Source organism: Saccharothrix saharensis (assembly GCF_006716745.1).
Taxonomy (GTDB): domain Bacteria; phylum Actinomycetota; class Actinomycetes; order Mycobacteriales; family Pseudonocardiaceae; genus Actinosynnema; species Actinosynnema saharense.
In genome coordinates this window covers 199436-218920 of sequence record NZ_VFPP01000001.1, presented here as the reverse complement: position 1 = coordinate 218920, position 19485 = coordinate 199436, and the positions used below count along the sequence as shown (strand labels likewise).

General features: G+C 72.5%; 15 protein-coding genes. 10 read left to right on the top strand and 5 right to left on the bottom strand.

What is annotated here, in order from left to right; translation table 11 throughout:
• Window positions 1–22 precede the first annotated feature (22 nt).
• The 3 genes from FHX81_RS00445 (at window position 23) to argS (ending at window position 3887) form a co-directional block, all read left to right on the top strand.
• Window positions 23–1063: a medium chain dehydrogenase/reductase family protein gene (locus FHX81_RS00445; protein ID WP_141974677.1), complete on the top strand. Its 1041-nt coding sequence runs from the start codon at window positions 23–25 to the stop codon at window positions 1061–1063.
• A 67-nt stretch (window positions 1064–1130) separates the two neighbouring features.
• Window positions 1131–2000 carry an LLM class F420-dependent oxidoreductase gene (locus FHX81_RS00440; RefSeq protein ID WP_141974676.1) on the top strand — a complete coding sequence of 290 codons (870 nt, stop codon included), beginning with the start codon at window positions 1131–1133 and terminating at the stop codon, window positions 1998–2000.
• A 114-nt stretch (window positions 2001–2114) separates the two neighbouring features.
• Window positions 2115–3887 carry an arginine--tRNA ligase gene (gene argS, locus FHX81_RS00435; RefSeq protein ID WP_246107540.1) on the top strand — a complete coding sequence of 591 codons (1773 nt, stop codon included), beginning with the start codon at window positions 2115–2117 and terminating at the stop codon, window positions 3885–3887.
• A 136-nt stretch (window positions 3888–4023) separates the two neighbouring features.
• Here the strand turns inward: argS and FHX81_RS00430 are convergent, their stop codons facing one another.
• Together FHX81_RS00430 and FHX81_RS00425 are read right to left on the bottom strand one after the other, a co-directional pair.
• Window positions 4024–4992: a hypothetical protein gene (locus FHX81_RS00430; protein ID WP_141974675.1), complete on the bottom strand. Its 969-nt coding sequence runs from the start codon at window positions 4990–4992 to the stop codon at window positions 4024–4026.
• A 294-nt stretch (window positions 4993–5286) separates the two neighbouring features.
• Complete coding sequence (locus tag FHX81_RS00425; RefSeq protein WP_141974674.1) at window positions 5287–7011, bottom strand: alpha-glucosidase; 1725 nt, start codon at window positions 7009–7011, stop codon at window positions 5287–5289.
• 225 nt (window positions 7012–7236) lie between these two features.
• Between FHX81_RS00425 and FHX81_RS00420 the strand changes: the two genes are divergently transcribed.
• From FHX81_RS00420 to FHX81_RS00405, 4 genes are all read left to right on the top strand, one after another.
• Complete coding sequence (locus tag FHX81_RS00420) at window positions 7237–8445, top strand: glycosyltransferase (RefSeq protein WP_246107539.1); 1209 nt, start codon at window positions 7237–7239, stop codon at window positions 8443–8445.
• A gap of 74 nt (window positions 8446–8519) precedes the next feature.
• Window positions 8520–9950, top strand: a complete 1431-nt coding sequence (locus tag FHX81_RS00415) for an NDP-hexose 2,3-dehydratase family protein (RefSeq protein WP_141974673.1) — start codon at window positions 8520–8522, stop codon at window positions 9948–9950.
• Window positions 9947–10936: an NAD-dependent epimerase/dehydratase family protein gene (locus FHX81_RS00410; RefSeq protein ID WP_141974672.1), complete on the top strand. Its 990-nt coding sequence runs from the start codon at window positions 9947–9949 to the stop codon at window positions 10934–10936. Before FHX81_RS00415 ends, FHX81_RS00410 begins: the two co-directional genes overlap by 4 nt.
• A gap of 5 nt (window positions 10937–10941) precedes the next feature.
• Entirely contained in the window at window positions 10942–12051 is a 1110-nt protein-coding gene (locus FHX81_RS00405; protein ID WP_141974671.1) for a DegT/DnrJ/EryC1/StrS family aminotransferase, read from the top strand.
• Window positions 12052–12105: 54 nt separating this feature from the next.
• Here FHX81_RS00405 and FHX81_RS00400 read toward each other — a convergent pair whose 3' ends face one another.
• Complete coding sequence (locus tag FHX81_RS00400; RefSeq protein ID WP_141974670.1) at window positions 12106–12702, bottom strand: dTDP-4-dehydrorhamnose 3,5-epimerase family protein; 597 nt, start codon at window positions 12700–12702, stop codon at window positions 12106–12108.
• Window positions 12703–12710: 8 nt separating this feature from the next.
• Window positions 12711–13463, bottom strand: a complete 753-nt coding sequence (locus tag FHX81_RS00395) for a class I SAM-dependent DNA methyltransferase (protein ID WP_141974669.1) — start codon at window positions 13461–13463, stop codon at window positions 12711–12713.
• A 264-nt stretch (window positions 13464–13727) separates the two neighbouring features.
• Between FHX81_RS00395 and FHX81_RS00390 the strand changes: the two genes are divergently transcribed.
• The 3 genes from FHX81_RS00390 to FHX81_RS00380 are packed head-to-tail and all read left to right on the top strand — an operon-like array spanning window position 13728 to window position 16323.
• On the top strand, window positions 13728–14651 hold the full coding sequence (locus tag FHX81_RS00390) for an ABC transporter ATP-binding protein (protein ID WP_141974668.1): 924 nt from the start codon (window positions 13728–13730) through the stop codon (window positions 14649–14651).
• Window positions 14648–15391, top strand: coding sequence for an ABC transporter permease (locus FHX81_RS00385; RefSeq protein WP_141974667.1), 744 nt, complete (start codon window positions 14648–14650; stop codon window positions 15389–15391). The genes FHX81_RS00390 and FHX81_RS00385 overlap by 4 nt, the downstream gene beginning before the upstream one ends.
• 2 nt (window positions 15392–15393) lie before the next feature.
• The gene (locus FHX81_RS00380) at window positions 15394–16323 is read left to right on the top strand and encodes an ABC transporter ATP-binding protein (protein ID WP_246107538.1); all 930 of its coding nucleotides are present in this window, start codon (window positions 15394–15396) and stop codon (window positions 16321–16323) included.
• Window positions 16324–16372: 49 nt separating this feature from the next.
• On the opposite strand, the gene FHX81_RS42535 is transcribed toward FHX81_RS00380, so the two are convergent.
• The gene (locus FHX81_RS42535) at window positions 16373–19174 is read right to left on the bottom strand and encodes an AAA family ATPase (protein ID WP_141974666.1); all 2802 of its coding nucleotides are present in this window, start codon (window positions 19172–19174) and stop codon (window positions 16373–16375) included.
• Between the last annotated feature and the right edge of the window lie 311 nt (window positions 19175–19485).

The following is a 19485-nucleotide window of genomic DNA, read 5'->3' as shown; positions in this document are numbered from 1 at the left end:
CCACTCACATACGGAGGAAGCGATGAGCCGGCAATCCACCGAGCGGGTCGTCGAAGTCGTGCTGCCGGGCGTGGTCGAGCCCGACGGCCTCGTGCTGCGCCACCGGGACCGGCCCGTCCCGGCGCGGGGCCAGGCGCTCGTCCGCGTCGAGGCGTCCGGGGTGTCGTTCGCCGAGCAGCAGATGCGCCGGGCCAAGTACTACGACCAGCCCGCGTTCCCGTTCGTGCCCGGCTACGACCTGGTCGGCACCGTCGCCGAGGTCGGTCCCGACGTGGACGCGACCCTGGTCGGCCGGCGGTGCGCGGCGCTGACCAAGGTCGGCGGCTGGGCCAGCCACGCGCTGGTGGACGCGGCGGACCTGGTGCCGGTGCCGGACGGCGTCGACCCGGCCGACGCGGAGACGTTCGTGGTCAACGGGCTCACCGCCTGGCAGATGCTGCACGGCATCGCCGAGGTCTGCCCGGGGCAGACCGTGCTGGTGCACGGCGCGAACGGCGGCGTCGGCTCGACCCTGGTGCAACTGGCCCGCCTGGCCGGGGCACGGGTCATCGGCACCGCCTCGCCCCGCCACCACGACGCCGTCCGCGACCTGGGCGCGACCCCGGTCGACTACCGCTCCCCCGACCTGGCCGCCGAGGTCCGCGCGCTCGCGCCGAACGGCGTGGACGCGGTGTTCGACCACGTCGGCGGCCCCGGCATCGTGGACTCGTACCGGCTGCTCGCGCCGCGAGGCACCCTCGTCGCCTACGGCACCGCGTCCACCCGCGACCAGCGGGGCTCGTCCCGCCTGCCGGTGCTCAAGCTCTTCGCCCGCCTGCTGTGGTGGAACGCCCTGCCCAACGGCCGCACCACGCGGTTCTTCAACATCTGGGCGGGCAGGCGGAATGCGGCCAGGTTCCGCGCCCGCCTGACCCGCGACCTCGGCGCGGTGTTCGCCCTGCTCGCCGACGGCTCACTGCGGCCGCAGGTGGCGGCACGCGTGCCGCTGGAGCGCGTCGCGGACGCGGTGCGACTCGCCGAGTCCGGCACCGTCACCGGAAAGGTCGTGCTGGTCGCGAGTTGACCTGGAGCGCGCTCCAGCAACTAGCGTCCCCGTGGTCGGTGACGGAGCGTGGGAAACGGAGCACGACGTGCGACTGGGTGTGCACATCAACCGGTTCAACCAGGGTGCGGCACGGCTCGGCGGCGACCTCGCCGCGGCGTGCGCGGCCGCCGAGGCGGGCGGGCTCGGGTGGCTGTCGGTCATGGACCACTACTTCCAGATGGAGCACAACGACGCGGCCGAGGACCCCATGCTGGAGGCGTACACCACGCTCGGGTTCCTGGCGGCGCACACGTCGACCGTCCGGCTCGGCGCGCTCGTCACGGGTGTCACCTACCGCCACCCCGGCCTGCTGGCCAAGATCGTCACCACGCTGGACGTGGTGTCGGGCGGCCGCGCGACGCTGGGTCTCGGCGCGGCCTGGTACGAGCGCGAGCACCGCGGGTTGGGCGTGCCGTTCCCGCCGCTGGGCGAGCGCTTCGAACGGCTGGAGGAAACGCTGCGGATCTGCCTGCGGATGTGGGACCCGACCGACGACGGGCCGTTCGAGGGCGAGCACTACCGCCTGGCCGAGACGCTGTGCGTGCCCGCGCCGGTGAGCGCGCCGCACCCGGAGATCATGATCGGCGGCAACGGCGAGCGGAAGACCCTGCGGCTGGTCGCCCGCTACGCCGACGCCTGCAACCTGCTGCTGCCGTCCGCCGACGAGGTGCCGCACAAGCTCGACGTGCTGCGCCGGCACTGCGACGACGTCGGCCGCGACCACGACGCCATCCGCAAGACCGTGGTGCCGCTCGGCCACCTCCCCGACGACGCGGACGGGCTCACCGCGGCCCTGGCCCGCTACGCGGAACCGGGCATCGACACGGTCGTCCTGCGCTCGCCGGACGGCGACCTCGCCCGCTGGATCGACGGCGTGGTCGCACCGGCCGCCCGACGGCTGGCCGAACTCGGCTGAGCGGTCGACCCGACGTCCACTGTGGACCGCACCGCCGGACGGCCGCCGACCCTGGGCGGGCGACACCGGCGCGGCCTGGAACAATCGCCTCTCCGACGAAGGAGGATGTGCCAGGTGAGTGTCCACCACCAAGGGGTGCCGTCGCTGCTGGAACGGATCGCCACGACGATGTCGGGGGCGATCGGCCGGGTCCGTGCGGACCTGGCGGGCGCGGATCCGGTGGTGCGACGATCCGAGCGCGCGGACTTCCAGTGCAACGCGCCGCTGGCGTTGGCCAAGCGCGTCGGCGTGAAGCCGCGCGACCTGGCGGCGGACGTGGTGGCCCGGCTCGACCTCGACGCGGACCCGGTGCTGGCCTCGGTCGAACCGTCCGGGCCGGGCTTCCTCAACGTCACGGTGACCGACCGTGCGGTGTGGGCGCAGGTCGCCGCCCGCCTGGCCGACCCACGCCTCGGCGTGGGCGAGCCCGAGCTGGGCCGCAAGGTCGTGGTCGACTACTCGGCGCCCAACATCGCCAAGGAGATGCACGTCGGGCACCTGCGCACGACGATCATCGGCGACAGCCTGGCGCGCGTGATCGGGTTCCTCGGCGCGGACGTGCTGCGGCAGAACCACCTGGGCGACTTCGGCACGCAGTTCGGGATGCTGATCCAGTACCTCGACGAGCACCCAGACGCCGCGTGGCACCAGGACGAGCTCGGCGCGGGCACCTCCGCGGTGTCCGCGCTGGACGGCCTGTACCGGGCGGCGCGGGCGGAGTTCGACGCCGACGCCGGGTTCGCCGACCGCGCCCGGTCGCGGGTCGTCGCCCTCCAGTCGGGCGACCCGGCGACGGTCGCGGTGTGGCAGGACATCGTCGCGGAGTCCGAGCGGTCGTTCACCGCGATCTACGACCGCCTCGGCGTGCTGCTCACGCCCGAGGACTCGGTCGGCGAGTCGTTCTACAACCCGATGCTGGCCGACACCGTCGAGGAGCTGGTCGAGGCCGGTCTGGCGGTGGAGAGCGACGGCGCGCTCGTCTTCTACTCGCAGGAGGTGACCGGGCCGGAGGGTCGGCCGGTCACCCTGATGGTCCGCAAGCGCGACGGCGGGTACGGCTACGACACCACCGACCTGGCCACCATCCGCTACCGGCTGCGCGAGCTGAAGGCGACCCGGCTGGTCTACGTCACCGACTCGCGGCAGGCGCTGCACTTCCAGCTGGTCTTCGAGGCGGCCCGGCGCGCCGGGTGGCTGACCGACGGCGCCGGCGCCGAGCACGCCGCCTACGGCACGATCCTCGGCCCGGACGGCACGCCGTTCAAGACGCGGTCCGGTGGCACGGTCCGGCTCATGGACCTGCTCGACGACGCGGTGTCGCGGGCGCGGGCGGTCGTCGAGGAGAAGAACCCCGACCTCGACCCGGCCGAGCTGGACCGGATCGCCGAGTCGGCGGGCATCGCCGCGGTCAAGTACGCCGACCTGTCGACCTCGCGGGTGAAGGACTACGCGTTCGACGTCGACCGCATGGTGTCGTTCACCGGCAACACCGGCGTGTACCTCCAGTACGCCCACGCCCGCATCAGCTCGATCCTGCGCCTCGCGGGCGACCCGGACGTGACGGTCGACCCGACCGTGGCGCCGCACCCCGCGGAGCGGGAGCTCGCGCTGGTGCTCGACGGTTTCGGCGCCGTCGTCACCGAGGTCGCGGCCACCCTCGAACCGCACCGCCTGTGCGGCTACCTGTACGAACTGGCCCGCGCCTACACCGCCTTCTACGACCACTGCCCCGTCCTCAAGGCCGACGAGCCGGTGCGCGGCAACCGGCTGGCCCTGTGCCGCCTGACCGCCCGCACCCTCGGCCACGGCCTCGGCCTGCTGGGCATCACCGCGCCGGAACGGATGTAGTCGCCTCGGGGGCGGCCGTCGCACGCGTGGCGACGACCGCCCCCGACGACGGTGACCGATCGCGCCGACCCGGTGCGGTGGTGCTGGAACGTGCGGGTGTCCGTGCCGCCGCGGTGCTCACGCCTCGGTGTTCCGGTCAGTCGAACGGCGGGCTCTCCGCGCTCGCCAGGCGGGAACCGTCGCTGGTGAGGTCGACCCGGACGAAGTACGAACCCGTCGCGTGGGGCAGGGGGACCCACAGGTCGACGCTCGCGGTGTCCCGGTGCGTCCGCGCCTCCAGGCGGTAGGCCAGGTTGCTGTTCAGCCAGTCACCGTGCAAGCGGCTCTCGCCGGACGTCTGCCACATGGACCAGGTCAGCATCACCGGTTTGCCGCGCAGGCCGACCAGTTCGACGTCCGCGCTGACCACCACGCCCACCGGCTCGTGCCCCCCTTCGACCTTGCGCGAGTCGCCGAGGAGCTTCAGCACCCGGTCGACGATGGCGCGCGGCGGAGCCGGGTTCCCCTGCGGGTCGACGGCGTTGCCGACCACCATCGGCGCGAAGCGCTGCACCAACCGGACCGACGGAGCGCCGTTCCCGGGGACGTCTACGCCGGCACTGAGGAGGATCGTCCCGGACAGCTCCACGACGTCCTCCTCGCTCAGCCCGCGCGGCAGCCGGAATTCCGGATCGAGGCGCCCGGTGGAGGGGGACGTGGAGGGCGCGGTGACGGTTTTCGATGCCGTCCGGCCGGTGGACGAGGTCGACGTGCCGGTGAACCGGGTGGTCGGTGGCGACTTACCGCTGGAGGTCACGGCGGTCGAGCCGCCGGTGGGCCCGGAGCGGGCCGAGGTGGCGCGACCGCCGCCGAACTTCTTCGGCACGGTGTTCTCCGACCGCCGGACGTACTCGCCGAGCGGGACGCGGGACGTCGCCCGCACCGCGGTCACGGCGGCGCTGTCCTCGGGGTCCGAGGGCAACTTCACCGACAGCACCGCGGTGATCGCGGTCGCGACCGCGCCCGTGGTGACGACGGCGGCGATGCCCGCCTTCAGCCACCGCTTGGGCCCGCCCGGCGGAGGTCTCGAAGTCCCGCGCCGGAGGTGCCCCGCAACACGTCTCACCCTGCCCCCCACCTGCCGGCCCTCGGCTCGGCGCGACCGGTGTCGATGTAACCCGGTCAACGATCCCCCGACCGGGGTGACGCGCAACGGCACCACCGCGGGTGGTAACGACTGATGATGTCCGCATGTGGCGAGAAACCCGCAGGTCGCAGCCAGGGACGAGGGTGTGCGCAGGGCATCGGCGATGACCCTCCGATTCACCCGAACGTGCGACACACCGCGATCGTCGCCGGCACTCGGGTGACGGGGTGAGCCGTCCCGGAATCCCCTGGTCGCGGGGTCGCACCCCGGTGATCAGCGCGTGAGCACCAGGGCCTCCCACGGGCGCAGGTCCACCCGACCGGGCGAGACCAGCGCCGCCCCGACGTTGGCCAGCACCACGTCGGCGGCGGACCACCCGCGGTCGATCCCGACGGTCTGCGGTGTGCCGCCGAGGTTGGCGACGACGAGCAGGCGGGTGCCGTCCAGGGTGCGTTCGTAGGCGTAGACGTGCGGGTGGTCGACAAGGAGCATGCGGAAGTCGCCGAGGGCGACCACGGGCAGGTCGTGGCGCAGCCGGATGAGCCGGCGGTAGTGGTTGAAGACGGAGTCGGGGTCGTCGTACTGGGCTTCGGCGTTGAGCCAGGTGTGGTTGGGGTTGACGGCGAGCCACGGCTCGCCGGTGGTGAACCCGGCGTGCGGGCTCGCGTCCCACTGCACGGGCGTGCGGGCGTTGTCGCGGCCCATTGCCCGCAGACCCCGCAGCACCTCGTCGGGGTCGGCGCCCGCCGCGACGGCCAGGCGGTGGTGGTTCAGCGACTCGACGTCCCGCATCTCGTGCACGCCGGCGAACGGCGCGTTGGTCATGCCGAGCTCTTCGCCCTGGTAGACGTAGGGCGTGCCGCGGTGCAGGTGCAGCACGGTGGCCAGCGCGGTGGCCGACTCGCGCCAGTACCGGTCGTCGTCGCCGAACCGGGACACCACGCGCGGCTGGTCGTGGTTGTTCCAGTAGAGGCTGTTCCAGCCGACTTCGCCCAACGCGGTCTGCCACCGGCCCAGCGACGCCTTGAGGTCGCGCAGGTCCAACGGCTTCGGGTCGAACTTGCCGCCCGGCCCGTGGTCGAGCGAGACGTGCTCGAACTGGAACACCATGTCGAGCTCGCGCCGCGCCGGGTCGGTGAACAACCGGGCCTGCTCCCACGTCACGCCCGGCATCTCCCCCACGGTCAGGTACTCCCCCGGCCGGCCCCCGAACACCTCCCGGTGCATCTCCTGGAGGAAGTCGTGCACGCCGGGGCGGGTGCCGAAGTGCGGGAACCCGTCGCCGAGGCCGCCGACGCCGGTCGTCGCACCGTCGGGCAGGTCCGGGTCCTTGGAGATCAGGTTGATCACGTCCATCCGGAAGCCGTCCACGCCCCGGTCCAGCCACCACCGCATCATGTCGTACACGGCGTGGCGGACCTCGGGGTTCTCCCAGTTCAGGTCCGGCTGCTTGACGTCGAACAGGTGCAGGTAGTACTCACCCGTCGCCTCGTCCAACGTCCACGCCGGACCCGAGAAGAACGAACCCCAGTTCGTCGGTTCCGCACCCGGTTGCCCCGCCTCGAAACCGTCGCGCGGCGGGCGCCACCAGTACCAGTCCCGCTTCGGGTCGTCCTTCGACGACCGCGATCGGACGAACCACGGGTGCTCGTCGGAGGTGTGGTTGACCACCAGGTCCATCACCAGCTTCATGCCCCGCGCGTGCACCTCGGCCAGCAGCCGGTCGAAGTCCTCCAGCGTGCCGAACGCCGGGTCGATCGCCTGGTAGTCCGAGATGTCGTAGCCGTTGTCGGCCTGCGGCGAGGCGTACACCGGGGACAGCCAGATCACGTCGACGCCCAACCGCCGCAGGTGGTCCAGCCGCGCCGTGATGCCGTTGAGGTCGCCCACGCCGTCACCGTCGGAGTCGGCGAAGCTGCGCGGGTACACCTGGTACACCACCGCGGAGGTCCACCACGGCGCCGTGGTCGGGGTCGCTTCGGCCTGCTCCAGAGCCATGTTCCATCCTCACCCGGTTCGTCGGACGTCGTCCCAGTTCACCACCGGCCGCGCCGCGCCGCACCCGTCGTCGTCCACCGCCGGCCGTCGGTGACCAGCCCTCTCCCGGTGCCGCCGCGCGCCGGTAGGGGTGTACCCGCGGCGAAGTAGCAGATCACTAGGGGTTACTCCGCCTTCCGCACGCCGGCTACGGTCGTGCCACCTCGGCCGGGCAGGGCCGTTCGAGTGATCTTCGCGACGTCCGGCCGGACGTCCCCCACCGCCGACACCGTCGAAGAGGTCGCCAAGTCCATGATGAAGCGAGTGCTGTTCGCCGCCACGGGTGCCCACGGCCACGTGCTGCCGCTGCTGCCGCTGGCCGTCGCCGCCCGCGACGCGGGCCACGAGGTCGTGTTCGCCACCAGCGAGGGCATGTTCGGGTTGGTGCGCAAGGCGGGCCTGGAGCCGATCAAGGCGGGTCTGGAGCCCGCGGAGGCGTTCGCGCTCGCCACGGACCACCGCCCGGACGCGGTGCCGCCGGAGGAGATCCCGGTCGTCATCGCGAAGGTGTTCGGCGACGTGCAGCCGCGCCGGGTGTTCGCCGACCTCACCGCGCACCTGGAGCGGCACCCGGCCGACCTGGTCGTGTTCGAGATCGCCAACCCGGGCGCGGGCCTGGCCGCGGAGAAGATGGGCGTGCCCGCGGTGCGGCACACCATCGGCCGCGTCGTCACGGGTCCCATCTCGGCGCCGATCAAGGCGATGACCAACGCGGTCGCCGCGGAGCTGGGACTGACCCGGCCGGACCTCCCGGTGGTCGACATCTGCCCGACCTCGGTGCAGGAAGCCGACTTCCTGGCCGACGCGGACCGGATCCCGATGCGCCCCACCACGTGGAGCGAGCCCGGTGACGAGCTGCCGGCCTCGGTGCGCGACCGCGACGGCACGCGCCCGCTGGTCTACCTCACGTTGAGCACGACCGAGGCGTTCGACGTGACCGCGCTGCGCGCCACGATCGACGGCATCGCGCGGCTGCCGGTGGACCTGCTGGTCTCCACCGGGAACGCGGTCGACCCGGCCGCGCTCGACGGCCTGCCGGACAACGTGCACCTGCAGGCGTGGGTGCCGCAGCACCTGGTGCTGCCGCACGTGGACCTGATCGTGCACCACGCGGGCGCGGGCACGGCGCTCAACGCGTTCAGCGCGGGCGTGCCGCAGCTGGTGCTGCACAACCCGTGGGTGGACGAGCAGCGCATCGCGGACACCGTCGTCGCCGCGGGCGTCGGCGACCGGATCGCGCAGCACGAGATCGCCGCGGACGCGGTGGCCGAGGCGGTCGGCAGGCTGCTGGACGACCCGTCGGCGCGGGCCGCCGCCGGGAAGCTGGCCGCGGAGGTCGACGGGATGCCGTCCCCCGCGGAGGTCCTCACGCGGCTGCTCGCCGTCACGGGCTGAGCGCCGGCAACGCAAGCCGGCCGGCCCTCCCCCGAGGACCGGCCGGCACACCTGGTGGGAAGCGGGGCGCTGGCATGCGAACACTGGACAATCCGAACACCTCGGACCGACTGGCCCGGTCCGCGCTGGCCCGCGACGAGGCCGTGCTCGACCTGGACTCCTACCTCGCCGCGCGGGCCGAGGCGGCGACGTCCATGTACACCAACGTCGAACGCGTGCCGCTGAGCGCGTTGTCCGACTGGTACACCGACGACGCCACCGGCTCCATCCGGCACGTGAGCGGCAAGTTCTTCTCCATCCACGGCGTGGACGTGCGGATCCCGAACGCCCTGGTGCCGCACTGGGACCAGCCGATCATCCTGCAGCCCGAGGTCGGCATCCTGGGCATCCTGGTCAAGGAGATCAACGGCGTCCTGCACTGCCTGATGCAGCTCAAGGCCGAGCCGGGCAACTACAGCGGCATCCAGATCTCGCCGACCGTGCAGGCCACGCGCAGCAACTACACGCGGGTGCACGGCGGCAACGCCATCCCCTACCTGCGCTACTTCATGGACCGCGCGCGGCACCGGGTGGTGGCCGACGTGCGGCAGTCCGAGCAGGGCAGCTGGTTCCTGCGCAAGCGCAACCGGAACATGGTCATCGAGGTGACGGAGGACGTCGAGGTGGTCGACGGCTTCCACTGGTTGACCATCGCGCAGGTCAACGACCTGCTCGGGATGGACGACATGATCAACATGGACACCCGGTCGGTGCTGTCCTGCCTGCCGTTCATCGACATGAACGCACCGGGCCCGCTGCTCGGCTACGACGGCTTCACCCGGTCCCAGATCAGCTCGTGGACCGGCGAGGGCGCGGGCCTGCACAGCATCGGCGACCTGCTGAGCTGGATCACCGAGCAGCGGGCCGCGACCGAGGTGACGGTCGAGCCGATGCCGCTGCACCGGATGACCGAGTGGCGCTACGACGGCGACGTGGTCTCCCACCTGAGCGCCCGGTTCTTCGACGTCATCGGGCTGCTGGTGGAGGCGCGCGGCCGCGAGGTCGGCCGGTGGAACCAGCCGATGCTGGCCGCCCGCGGCATCGGGCTGGTGGCGTTCCTGGTGACCCGCGTCGAAGGCGTGCTGCACGTCCTGGTGCACGCGAAGGCGGAGCCGGGGATCTTCGACGTCGCCGAGCTGGCGCCGACCGTGCAGTGCGTGCCGGAGAACCACGCCGACTCGCCGCCCGCGTCCCGGCCGCCGTTCCTGGACGTGGTGCTGGCCGCGGACCCGGGCCGGATCAAGTTCGACACGATCCAGTCCGAGGAGGGCGGGCGGTTCTTCCACACCCGCACCCGGCACGTGATCGTGGAGACCGACGAGCTGCACGACCACCCGGACTTCCGGTGGATGACGCCGCACCAGCTCACGACCCTGTTGCAGCACAGCCACTACGTGAACATCCAGTGCCGCAGCCTGCTGGCCTGCCTGCGCGCGTTGGCGTCCTCCACCGAGGGGGGCGCATGAGGACGGTCACCGTCCTGGGCGCGTCGGGGTTCCTGGGCGGCGCGGTCGCCGAGGCCCTGGCGGCGCGGCCGGTGCGGCTGCGGCTGGTGTCGCGGCGGCCGGCGGCGGTGCGTCCGGGCGCCGTGGCCGACGTCGACGTGCGGACGGCCGACGTGACCGAGCCGGGCGCGGTCGCCGACGCGGTCGAGGGCTCGGACGCGGTGGTGTACGCGGTGCGGCCCGGCGGGTACTGGCGCGACCTGGAGCACGACCCCGCCAGCCGGGTGGTCGCGGTCGGCGCGATGAGGGCCGTGGTGGAGGCGTTCCGCTCGACCGCCGACCGGCCGCTGTGCGTCTACACCGGGTCGCACCTGGGCCGGGGCGACGCCGAGCCGCACACCGAGTACGAGCGGCAGAAGCGGGACGCCGAACGCGCGCTGCTGGACGCGCACGCGGACGGCGTGCTGCGCGGGATCGGCCTGCGGCTGCCCGTGGTGTTCGGGCCGGAGATCGTGCACAGCCCGTCCGGGCCCGGCTCGGTGGTGGGCATGGTGCGCCGCGCGTTCGCGGGACAGCCCCTGACCTACTGGGGCGACGGCACCCTGCGCCGGCACTTCATGTTCGTCGAGGACGCCGTGTCGGCCGTGCTGACCGCCCTCGACCTGCCCGGACCGCTGGCAGGCCGGTGCTGGTCGATCGCCTCGCCGGCGGCGCGCGAGCTGCGCGACGTGTTCGGCGTGATCGCCCGCGCGGTCGCCGACCACACCGGGCTGCCGCCGGCGCCCGTGGTGTCCACCCCCGCGCCCGCCGACACCGACGCGCGGGACTTCCAGCACGACGTGATCGACCCCGGCCCGTTCCACGACGCGGTGGGCTGGACGCCTCGGGTGGGTCTGGAGGAGGGCGTCGCCCGCACGGTGGCGGCCCTCGCCGGCAGTGGATCGGAACGGCCTGGCGCGGCGCCCGCGGTCGCCGGCGCGCGGGCACACACATCGGGAACGGAGTGACGGACATGACCATCCGGGTCTGGGACTACCTCGCGGAGTACGACGCCGAGCGCGAGGACATCATCGACGCGGTGGAGACGGTGTTCCGCTCCGGCCAGCTCGTGCTGGGGCAGAGCGTCAAGGGGTTCGAGGCGGAGTTCGCCGCCTACCACGGCGTGGGGCACAGCGTCGGCGTGGACAACGGCACGAACGCGATCAAGCTGGCGTTGCAGGCACTCGGCGTGGGCCCGGGTGACGAGGTCGTGACGGTGTCGAACACGGCCGCGCCCACGGTGGTGGCGATCGACGCCGTCGGCGCGACGCCGGTGTTCGTGGACATCCGCGAGCAGGACTACCTGATGGACACCGACCAGGTCGCGTCGGTGCTCACCGACCGGACCCGCTGCCTGCTGCCGGTGCACCTGTACGGGCAGCCGGTGGACCTGGGCCCGCTGGTCGACCTGGCCGCGAAGCACGACCTGCGGATCCTGGAGGACTGCGCGCAGGCGCACGGCGCGCGCCGGGACGGCGTGCTGGCCGGCACCACGGGTGACGCGTCGGCGTTCTCCTTCTACCCCACCAAGGTGCTCGGCGCGTACGGCGACGGCGGCGCGATCGTCACCGACGACCAGGAGATCGCCGACCGGTCGCGGCGGCTGCGGTTCTACGGCATGGCGGAGCGGTACTTCGTGGTGGAGACGCCCGCGCACAACAGCAGGCTGGACGAGGTGCAGGCGGAGATCCTGCGCCGCAAGCTCGGCCGGCTGGACGAGTACGTGGCCGGTCGGCGGGCCGTCGCGCAGCGCTACGCCGAGGGCCTGGGCGACACCGACCTGGTGCTGCCGCACGTGACCGAGGGCAACGAGCACGTCTACTACGTCTACGTGGTGCGCCACCCCCGCCGCGACGAGATCATCGAGCGGCTCAAGGGCTACGACATCCACCTCAACATCAGCTACCCGTGGCCGGTGCACACGCAGACCGGTTTCGCGAAGCTGGGCTACGCGGCCGGGTCCTTGCCGGTGACCGAGCGGCTGGCGGGCGAGATCTTCTCGCTGCCCATGTACCCGTCGCTGTCGGCGGACGCGCAGGACAAGGTGATCGACGCGGTCCGCCAGGTGCTGGCCGCGCTCTGACCCACGCGACGCGGAAGGGGCCGCCCCGGTCGGGGTGGCCCCTTCCGCGTGTGCTCAGAGCGCGTCGTGCAGTCGCAGGCTCTGCTGGTAGTCGGGCAGCAGGCCCTGCTCCAGCGCCTGCGCGACGGTGGGCGCCACGGTGTCGCGCGGGGACATGATCGGCTCGATGTTCTTCGGGATCGGCAGGTCCAGTTCCGGGTCGAACGGCGTGATCGCCAGCTCGTTGTCGGCCACGTACTGCCCGGAGAGCATGTAGGACACCACCGTGTCGTCGGTCAACGCGACGAACATGTGGCCCATGCCGAGCGGGATGTAGACGGCCTTGGCCTCCTCCCGGTCGAGCACCACGCTGTCCCACTTGCCGAACGTGGGCGAGCCGACCCGCAGGTCGATGATGATGTCCAGCGCCTGCCCCTGCGGGCAGTGCACGTACTTCGCCACGCCCGGTGGCGTCCTGGTGTAGTGGATGCCGCGCACCACGCCGCGCCGGGACTGGCTCAGGCTCATCTGGGCCACCGGGAACAGCGGCCTGCCGATCGTCTCCACCAGGTCGGACTGCTGGAACGGGGACACGAAGAACCCGCGCTCGTCGCGGAACACGTCCGGCGTGAACACGTACGCGCCCTCGACCTGTAGCTCGGTCGCTTTCATTGCCATCCTCACTGTTCTTGCCGGACACCGACGAACAGGCCGGGCCCGTACAGGCCCGGCCGCGGCGACTGGACGTGCCGCGCCGAGATGCCCGCCGCCGCGAAGGCCTTCTCGTACCGCTCCCGGGCGACGACCGCGAGCACGTGCACGTCGGCGAAGTGCCGGATGCCCTCCTCGGGGTGCGCGACCACGTAGTGCGCCTCGATGTGGTGCGAGTCGCCGACCCGCTCACCGCGCGAGACGCGGGCGATCGTGCGGCCGTCGACCTGGGCGACGTCGGACATCACGTGCCGGTCCACCGCGGTCTCCGGGAAGTACCAGGGCTCCACCACGACCACGCCACCCGGCTCCAGGTGCGCGGCCAGCCGCCCGATCGCGACCTCGATGTCGGCCGCGCCGGGCAGGTAGGCGATCACGCTGAACAGGCAGGCGATCGCGTCGAACCGCCGGCCGAGGTCGAAGTCGCGCATGTCGCCCACGTGCAGCCCGACGTCGGGCATCTTCGCCCTGGCCACCCGCACCATGTCCGCGGCCAGGTCGATGCCCTCGACGTGGTCGAACTCCTCGCGGAACCGGGACAGGTGCGACCCGGTGCCGCACCCCACGTCGAGCAGTGACTTCGCGCCCGGGTTGTGCTCGCGGACCAGGTCCAGGACCACGTCGGCCTCGGCCCGGTAGTCCTTGCCACGCCCGCGGTAGACGTCGTCGTAGAGATCGCCCTGCCGGAAGATCCCCTCGAGCGAGTCGACCTGTTCCCCCATGTCCGTGCTCCTTCTCCGGGCGCTCGCGTTGTCGGCCGCCGTCAACTGATAGCGCACCCGACGGCCGCGGCAGCAGGTCGCGGCGACTTATTCGGGGTGTGACTAAGGGTCATCCGACCCGCCTAGGGGTCGGCCGGGCGGCACGCCCGCGCACGGCGGGGTGGGGGTAGCTCTACCCCGCGTCTGGTGCCCAAGCGGATTCCGGCGCCACCGGCCAGGCTCCTACGTTCTGATCAGCACATCGGCACAGCGAGGCAGGTGGGGATGAGCGTCATCGAGGTGGCGAACTTACACAAGCGCTACGGCGACAAGGTCGCCGTGGACGACGTCTCGTTCAGCGTGGACCGCGGCGAGATCTTCGGAATCCTCGGACCCAACGGCGCGGGCAAGTCGACCACGGTCGAGTGCGTCACCGGCGTGCGCCGCCCCGATGCCGGGCTGATCTCGGTGCTCGGCTTCGACCCGCGGCAGGACCGGGAGGCGTTGCGCCGGCGCGTCGGCGTGCAGCTGCAGAAGTGCCACCTGCCGCCGCAGCTCAAGGTCTCCGAGGCGTTGCGGCTGTACGCGTCGTTCTACCCGGACCCGGTCGACTGGCGCGGCCTGCTGGACGAGTTCGGCCTCGCCGAGCAGCGCGACACCAACTACAACCACCTCTCCGGCGGTCAGCAGCAGCGGCTGTCGATCGCGCTGGCGCTGGTGGGCAACCCGGAGGTCGTCGTCCTGGACGAGCTGACCACCGGCCTGGACCCGCGGGCGCGGCGCGCCACGTGGGACGTGATCAAGCGGCTCAGCGCGGACGGTGTCACGGTCGTCCTCGTCACCCACATGATGGACGAGGCGGAGCGGCTGTGCAGCCGGATCGCGTTGATCGACGCGGGCCGGGTCGTCGCCACGGACACGCCCGCGAACCTGGTCGCGCAGGTCAACGGCGAGCAGCGGCTGTCGTTCCGGCCGAGCGGGCCGCTGGACACCGCCGTGCTGGACGCGCTGCCCGAGGTGGTCAAGGTCATCGAGACACCGGACCAAGTCGTCGTGATAGGCACCGGTGAGCTGCTGGCCGCGGTCAACGCGGCCCTGGTCCGGCACGGCACGGCCGCGACCGAGCTGCGGCTCGACCAGGCCACGCTGGAAGACGCGTACGTGGCCCTCACCGGCCGTGCGTTAGCGCAGAACGGACTCGACTCATGACCGGGCTCGCCAGGCTCACCGCGACCGAATCGAAGCTCTTCTTCCGCAGCAAGCCGTCCGTCGGCTACGCGATCGTCGTGCCGATCGCCGTCCTGCTGATCTTCGGGCTGATCCCGTCGTTCCGGGCGGCGAAGCCCGAGTACGACGGGCTGCGGCTGATCGACGCCTACATGCCGGTGCTGATCGGCATGGTGATGGTGATCGTGGTGCTCAACCTGATGCCGGCCACGCTGGCGTCCTACCGGGAGCGCGGCATCCTGCTGCGGCTGTCCACCACACCGATGCGGCCGTCGTTGCTGCTGACCGCGCACATGCTGGTCAGCCTGGCGGTGACGGTCGGCACCAGCGTAATCATGATCGTGCTGGGTGCGGTGCTGTTCGACACCGCGCTGCTGCCGGGCCACGTGCTCGGGTTCCTCGTCCCCTATGCGCTGACCGCCACGTCGATGATCTCGATCGGGCTGCTGATCGCGGCCCGCGCGTCGAGCGAGCTGGCCGCGTTCGGCGCCGGGTTCGGGTTGTTCTTCCCGCTGCTGTTCCTCGCCGGGCTGTGGACGCCCGGCCCGTTGATGCCGCAGTGGGCGCACGCGATCGGCGAGTTCACCCCGCTGGCGGCGGGCGTGCAGGCCATGGAGGCGGCGTGGCTGGGCGAGTTCCCGGCCGGCCTGCCGCTGGCCGTGCTCGCCGGGTACACGGTGGTGGCCGGGTTCGCCGCGGTCCGGCTGTTCCGGTGGGAGTGACCGTGGCGCAGCGAGGAGGTCGGCGGCCCGCGCCGGGCCCCGTGATCGAGGTGGTCGGCCTGACCAAGCGGCGGCCGGGCGGCGAGGTGCTGCGCGACGTGTCGTTCCACGTGCGGCGGGGTGAGATCTTCGGCATCATCGGTCCGGACGGCGCGGGCAAGACGACCACCATCGAGTGCGTGGCGGGCGTGCGCAAACCGGACGCCGGCCGCATCTCGGTGCTGGGCCTGGACCCGCAGCGGCACCAGAGCCGGGTGCGGCAGCAGGTGGGCGTGCAGCTGCGCCGCGAGCGGCTGCCGAAGGCCATCAAGGTCGGCGAGGTGCTGAAGCTGTTCGGCTCCGGCTACGCCCACCAGGCCAACCACGAGGACCTGCTGATCCAGTGCGGGCTGTCGGAGACGCGCGACCTGCCGTACTCGGAGCTGACCGAGCGGCAGCAGCACCGGTTGTCGATCGCGGTGGCGCTGCTGGGCAACCCGGAGATCGTGCTGCTGGACGAGTTCGCGCCGGTGTTCGACCCGCACACCCGGCGCGACATCGCCCAGCTCATCCAGCGGATCCGGGAGCGCGGCACCACCGTGGTGCTGGTGACGCGCTCCATCGCGGAGGCCGAGCGGCTGTGCGACCGGATCGCGCTGCTGGCCGACGGCAGGCTCGTCGCGGTGGACACGCCGGCCGGGCTGCTGTCCCGGGTGGACGCCGAGCAGCGGTTGCGGTTCCGGCCCTCCGCGCCGCTCCCCGAGCGGGTGCTGACCGACCTGCCGGAGGTGACCAGCGTGACCACCACGGCCGACCGGACGGTGGTCGTCGGCACGGCCGACCTGCTGCTGGCGGTCACCTCCGCGCTCGCCCGCCACCGCGTGATGGCCGCGGACCTGAAGGTGGAGAAACCCAACCTCCAGGACGTGTACGTGGCCCTCACCGGTGGTTGAGGGGTCCGGGCAGGACGGCCGCCCCTCGACCGTCCTGCCCGGACCGCGTTCACAGCAGCCGGTCGCCGGGCAGCGCCACCCCCGGCCCGGCCTCCACCGGGAACGCGCCCGACCCCGGGCCCGGGTTGGCCAGGATCGGCAGGTCGGTGCGCCGGTTGATGTTCAACTTCCGGTAGGTGCGGGTCAGGTGCTGCTCGACCGTGCTGACGGTGATGTAGAGCCGGCGGCTGATCTCGCGGTTGGTGTAGCCGAGCGCGGCCAGGCCCGCGACCCGCCGCTCGGCGGCGCTCAACGGGGCCAGCGACTCGCCGTCGTCCCGGCCGTCGCTGAAGTCGAGCCCGCCGGTGGCGGTGCGGTGGTGCTGCAGGTGCTCCTGCAGCAGCTTCGCGTGGCAGCTCTTGGCCAGCCGCAACGCGCGCCGCGCGGCGACCCGTGCCTGGTCGAAGTCCTCCAACGCCTGGTAGGCGCAGCTGAGGTCGGCGAACGCCAGTGCCAGCTCGTACCAGTCGCCCAGGCCGCCGAGCAGGTCGACCGCCTCCCGCAGCATCGGCAGCCGCCGACCCGTGTCGCTGGCCGAGGCCAGCACCCGCAGCGACACGCCCCGGATGCGCGGGCCGGTCGCGCCCGGCATGGTCAGCTGCTCGCCGACCAGCTCCCGGGCCCGGTCCGGTTTGCCCATCCGCACGTAGACCTGCGCGGCCTCGTGCCGCCACGGCAGCAGCACCGGCAGGTCGAGCTGCCACTCACCGGCCAGCTCACCCACCGCCAGGAAGTCGCCGAGCGCGGCGCGCAGCCGGTCCGTGGCCAGGTGGTGCTGGCCGCGGGCGAGCAGGTACTGGGGCCAGTACCTGGTCTGCTGCATGGCCTGCGGCACGCCTTGGCGCAGGTGCGCGTCGGCCTCCTCGAACTTGCCGAGCCGCGTCGCCGCCTGCACCAGCGTCGCCAGCGGCGACCCGATGCCCACACCCCAGCTCGGGGCGGGCAGCGCGCCCAGGGCGGCGCGCGCCAGCCGTTCGGCGGAGAGCAGGTCACCCCGGCGCAGCGCCACCGTGGCGGCGACGTCGGAGATCGCGGCACGCCACGTGATCGCCCGGTGCGTGCGCGCTTCCTCGAGCAGCTCGTCGCACCAGTAGCCGGCCCGGTCGCCGCGGTCGCCGTGGTTGAGCGTCTGCAACGCGCCGATCAGCTCCTCCAGCGGGGTCTCGCCGATGCGGGAGCTCTGCAGGACGCGTTCCGCGCCGTCGATCGCGCCGGGCGTGACGCCGAACGCGGCCACCGACGCGAGCGTGCCCAACCGCTGTCGCTCCAGGTCCGCCGCCAGGTCGCGGGCCACCAGGCGCGGCTGCACGTGCACCAGCCACTGCCGGGTGACCTGCCGTTCGGTGGCGGTGGCGCTGTCCACCTCGTCCGGGCGGTCGAGCTCCGCGAGCATGGCCGCGGCCTCGTCCGACCGGCCGAACCACACCAGCGCCCGCACCAGGCCCCACGCCTGGCGTCGGGCGAGCAGGCCCCGGTCGAACGCCGTGCCGAGCTGGGTCAGGTGCGCGGCGGCGGCGGCCGGGTCGACCAGCCACTGCACGGAGGTGAGCGTCGACGTGATGGCGGTGCACTCGCGATCGTCCTGGCACGCGGCACGCGCCAGTTCCAGGCAGTCCACCGCGCGGCCGATGTCGTTGCGCACCAGCGCTTCCGTGGCCGCGTCGCGCAGCACCGGCACCGCCCACGCGCCGGGCGCGCGTTCGGCCGCCGTGATGTGGCCGGCGACGTCGACCGCGGGCACGCCGTCGTCGTGCAGCAGCCGGGCCGCCTTGAGCCGCAACGACGACAGGTCGTCCGGGTCGAGGTCGCGCAGCACGGCGGCGCGGGCCACCGGGTGCCGGAACCGGCCGGCGTCCATCAGGCCGGCCTCGTTCATCGTCCTGGACAGGTCCTGCACGGTGCGGGAGTCCAGCTCGAGCAGCCGGGCGAGCGCGGCCGGCGTGCCGAACTCGCCGAGCACCGCGACACCCTGCGCGATGCGCAGCAGCAGCGGCTCGCCGCGGCGCAGGCACGTGAACACCGCCTGCGCGAAGGAGTCGCCGGTGACCGTTTCGGACACGCCGTGGTCGGTGACCGGGCGGCCCGCCGCGACGAAGTCCTCGATCAGCGCGTGCACCAGCAGCGGGTTGCCGCCGCTGAGCGCGTGGCACGGCTCGTCCAGCTGTGCCGCGGCCTGCGTGCCGAGGTGCCGTGCCAGCAGGTCCCGCACCCCGTCCTGGCTCAGCGGTGTGAGGCGCAGGTGCCGTGACTGCGGTTGCCGCACGATCTCGTCCCGCAGCACGGTGTGCGCCTGGCGGGCGCCGGTGCCGGACGCACCGGTGGCTTCCCCGAGCAGCAGCAGGATGCGGGCCGATCTGATCCGGCGTTGCAGGTGCAGCAGCACGCGCAGGGACGTCTGGTCGGCGAACTGCACGTCGTCCACAGCGATCACCAGCGGTCGGTCGCGGGACAGCTCCAGCAGCAAGGCGCAGAGGTCGTGCACCAGGCGGGCGTCCGCGTCCGCGCCGTGCGGCTGGTTCGTCGTCGTGCCGGACGACAGCAGGGCGCCTGCCCGTGCCGCCGCGTCGCCGGGCAGGGCCGCGCTGTAGAACAGCTGCTCGACCACGCCCAGCTCCAGCCGCTGCTCGGCCCGCGCGCCCGTGGCGCACAGCACCAGGGCGTCGCGGACGGACTCGGTGAAGCCGTAGATCAGCTCCGTCTTCCCGGTGGCGATGCCGCCGGAAACCAGCGCGATCCGCCCGCGACCGTCCAGGCCGTCCGCGAGCAGACCGTCGAGTATTTCTAAATGACTTCCTCTTTCGACAAGATTCATTTACTGCCGTCCCCCAGGCCGGCACGCTGCTGCCAGCGACATGTCACGAGCTGGACCGCTCCTCCATGGTGACCACGAACACCTCCACACGCGACGGATATGCCCCGGTATACGCCCCGTGCGGGTCGTCGGAATGAGCCGGCGACCACGAGACAGTACTTAAGCACTGATCTGGGGCGTCCGCAGTAAGCCCTGTCCGATTTGCGGAGTTCAGCCCAGCCCGTTCGGCCGCTTGAAGCAGTGGCCGCCACCCTTGATGGTCCGGAAAGGTGGAGCACAAGGCCTGTACCCACAGGTAACCAGGGTAGGTA

Coding starts and splice junctions, on each gene's coding strand:
- FHX81_RS00405 (WP_141974671.1), top strand. CDS start 10,942: ATGACCATCCGGGTCTGGGACTACCTCGCGGAGTACGACGCCGAGCGC.
- FHX81_RS00390 (WP_141974668.1), top strand. CDS start 13,728: ATGAGCGTCATCGAGGTGGCGAACTTACACAAGCGCTACGGCGACAAG.
- FHX81_RS00410 (WP_141974672.1), top strand. CDS start 9,947: ATGAGGACGGTCACCGTCCTGGGCGCGTCGGGGTTCCTGGGCGGCGCG.
- FHX81_RS00445 (WP_141974677.1), top strand. CDS start 23: ATGAGCCGGCAATCCACCGAGCGGGTCGTCGAAGTCGTGCTGCCGGGC.
- FHX81_RS00425 (WP_141974674.1), bottom strand. CDS start 7,011: ATGGCTCTGGAGCAGGCCGAAGCGACCCCGACCACGGCGCCGTGGTGG.
- FHX81_RS00395 (WP_141974669.1), bottom strand. CDS start 13,463: ATGGGGGAACAGGTCGACTCGCTCGAGGGGATCTTCCGGCAGGGCGAT.
- FHX81_RS42535 (WP_141974666.1), bottom strand. CDS start 19,174: ATGAATCTTGTCGAAAGAGGAAGTCATTTAGAAATACTCGACGGTCTG.
- FHX81_RS00400 (WP_141974670.1), bottom strand. CDS start 12,702: ATGAAAGCGACCGAGCTACAGGTCGAGGGCGCGTACGTGTTCACGCCG.
- FHX81_RS00385 (WP_141974667.1), top strand. CDS start 14,648: ATGACCGGGCTCGCCAGGCTCACCGCGACCGAATCGAAGCTCTTCTTC.
- FHX81_RS00415 (WP_141974673.1), top strand. CDS start 8,520: ATGCGAACACTGGACAATCCGAACACCTCGGACCGACTGGCCCGGTCC.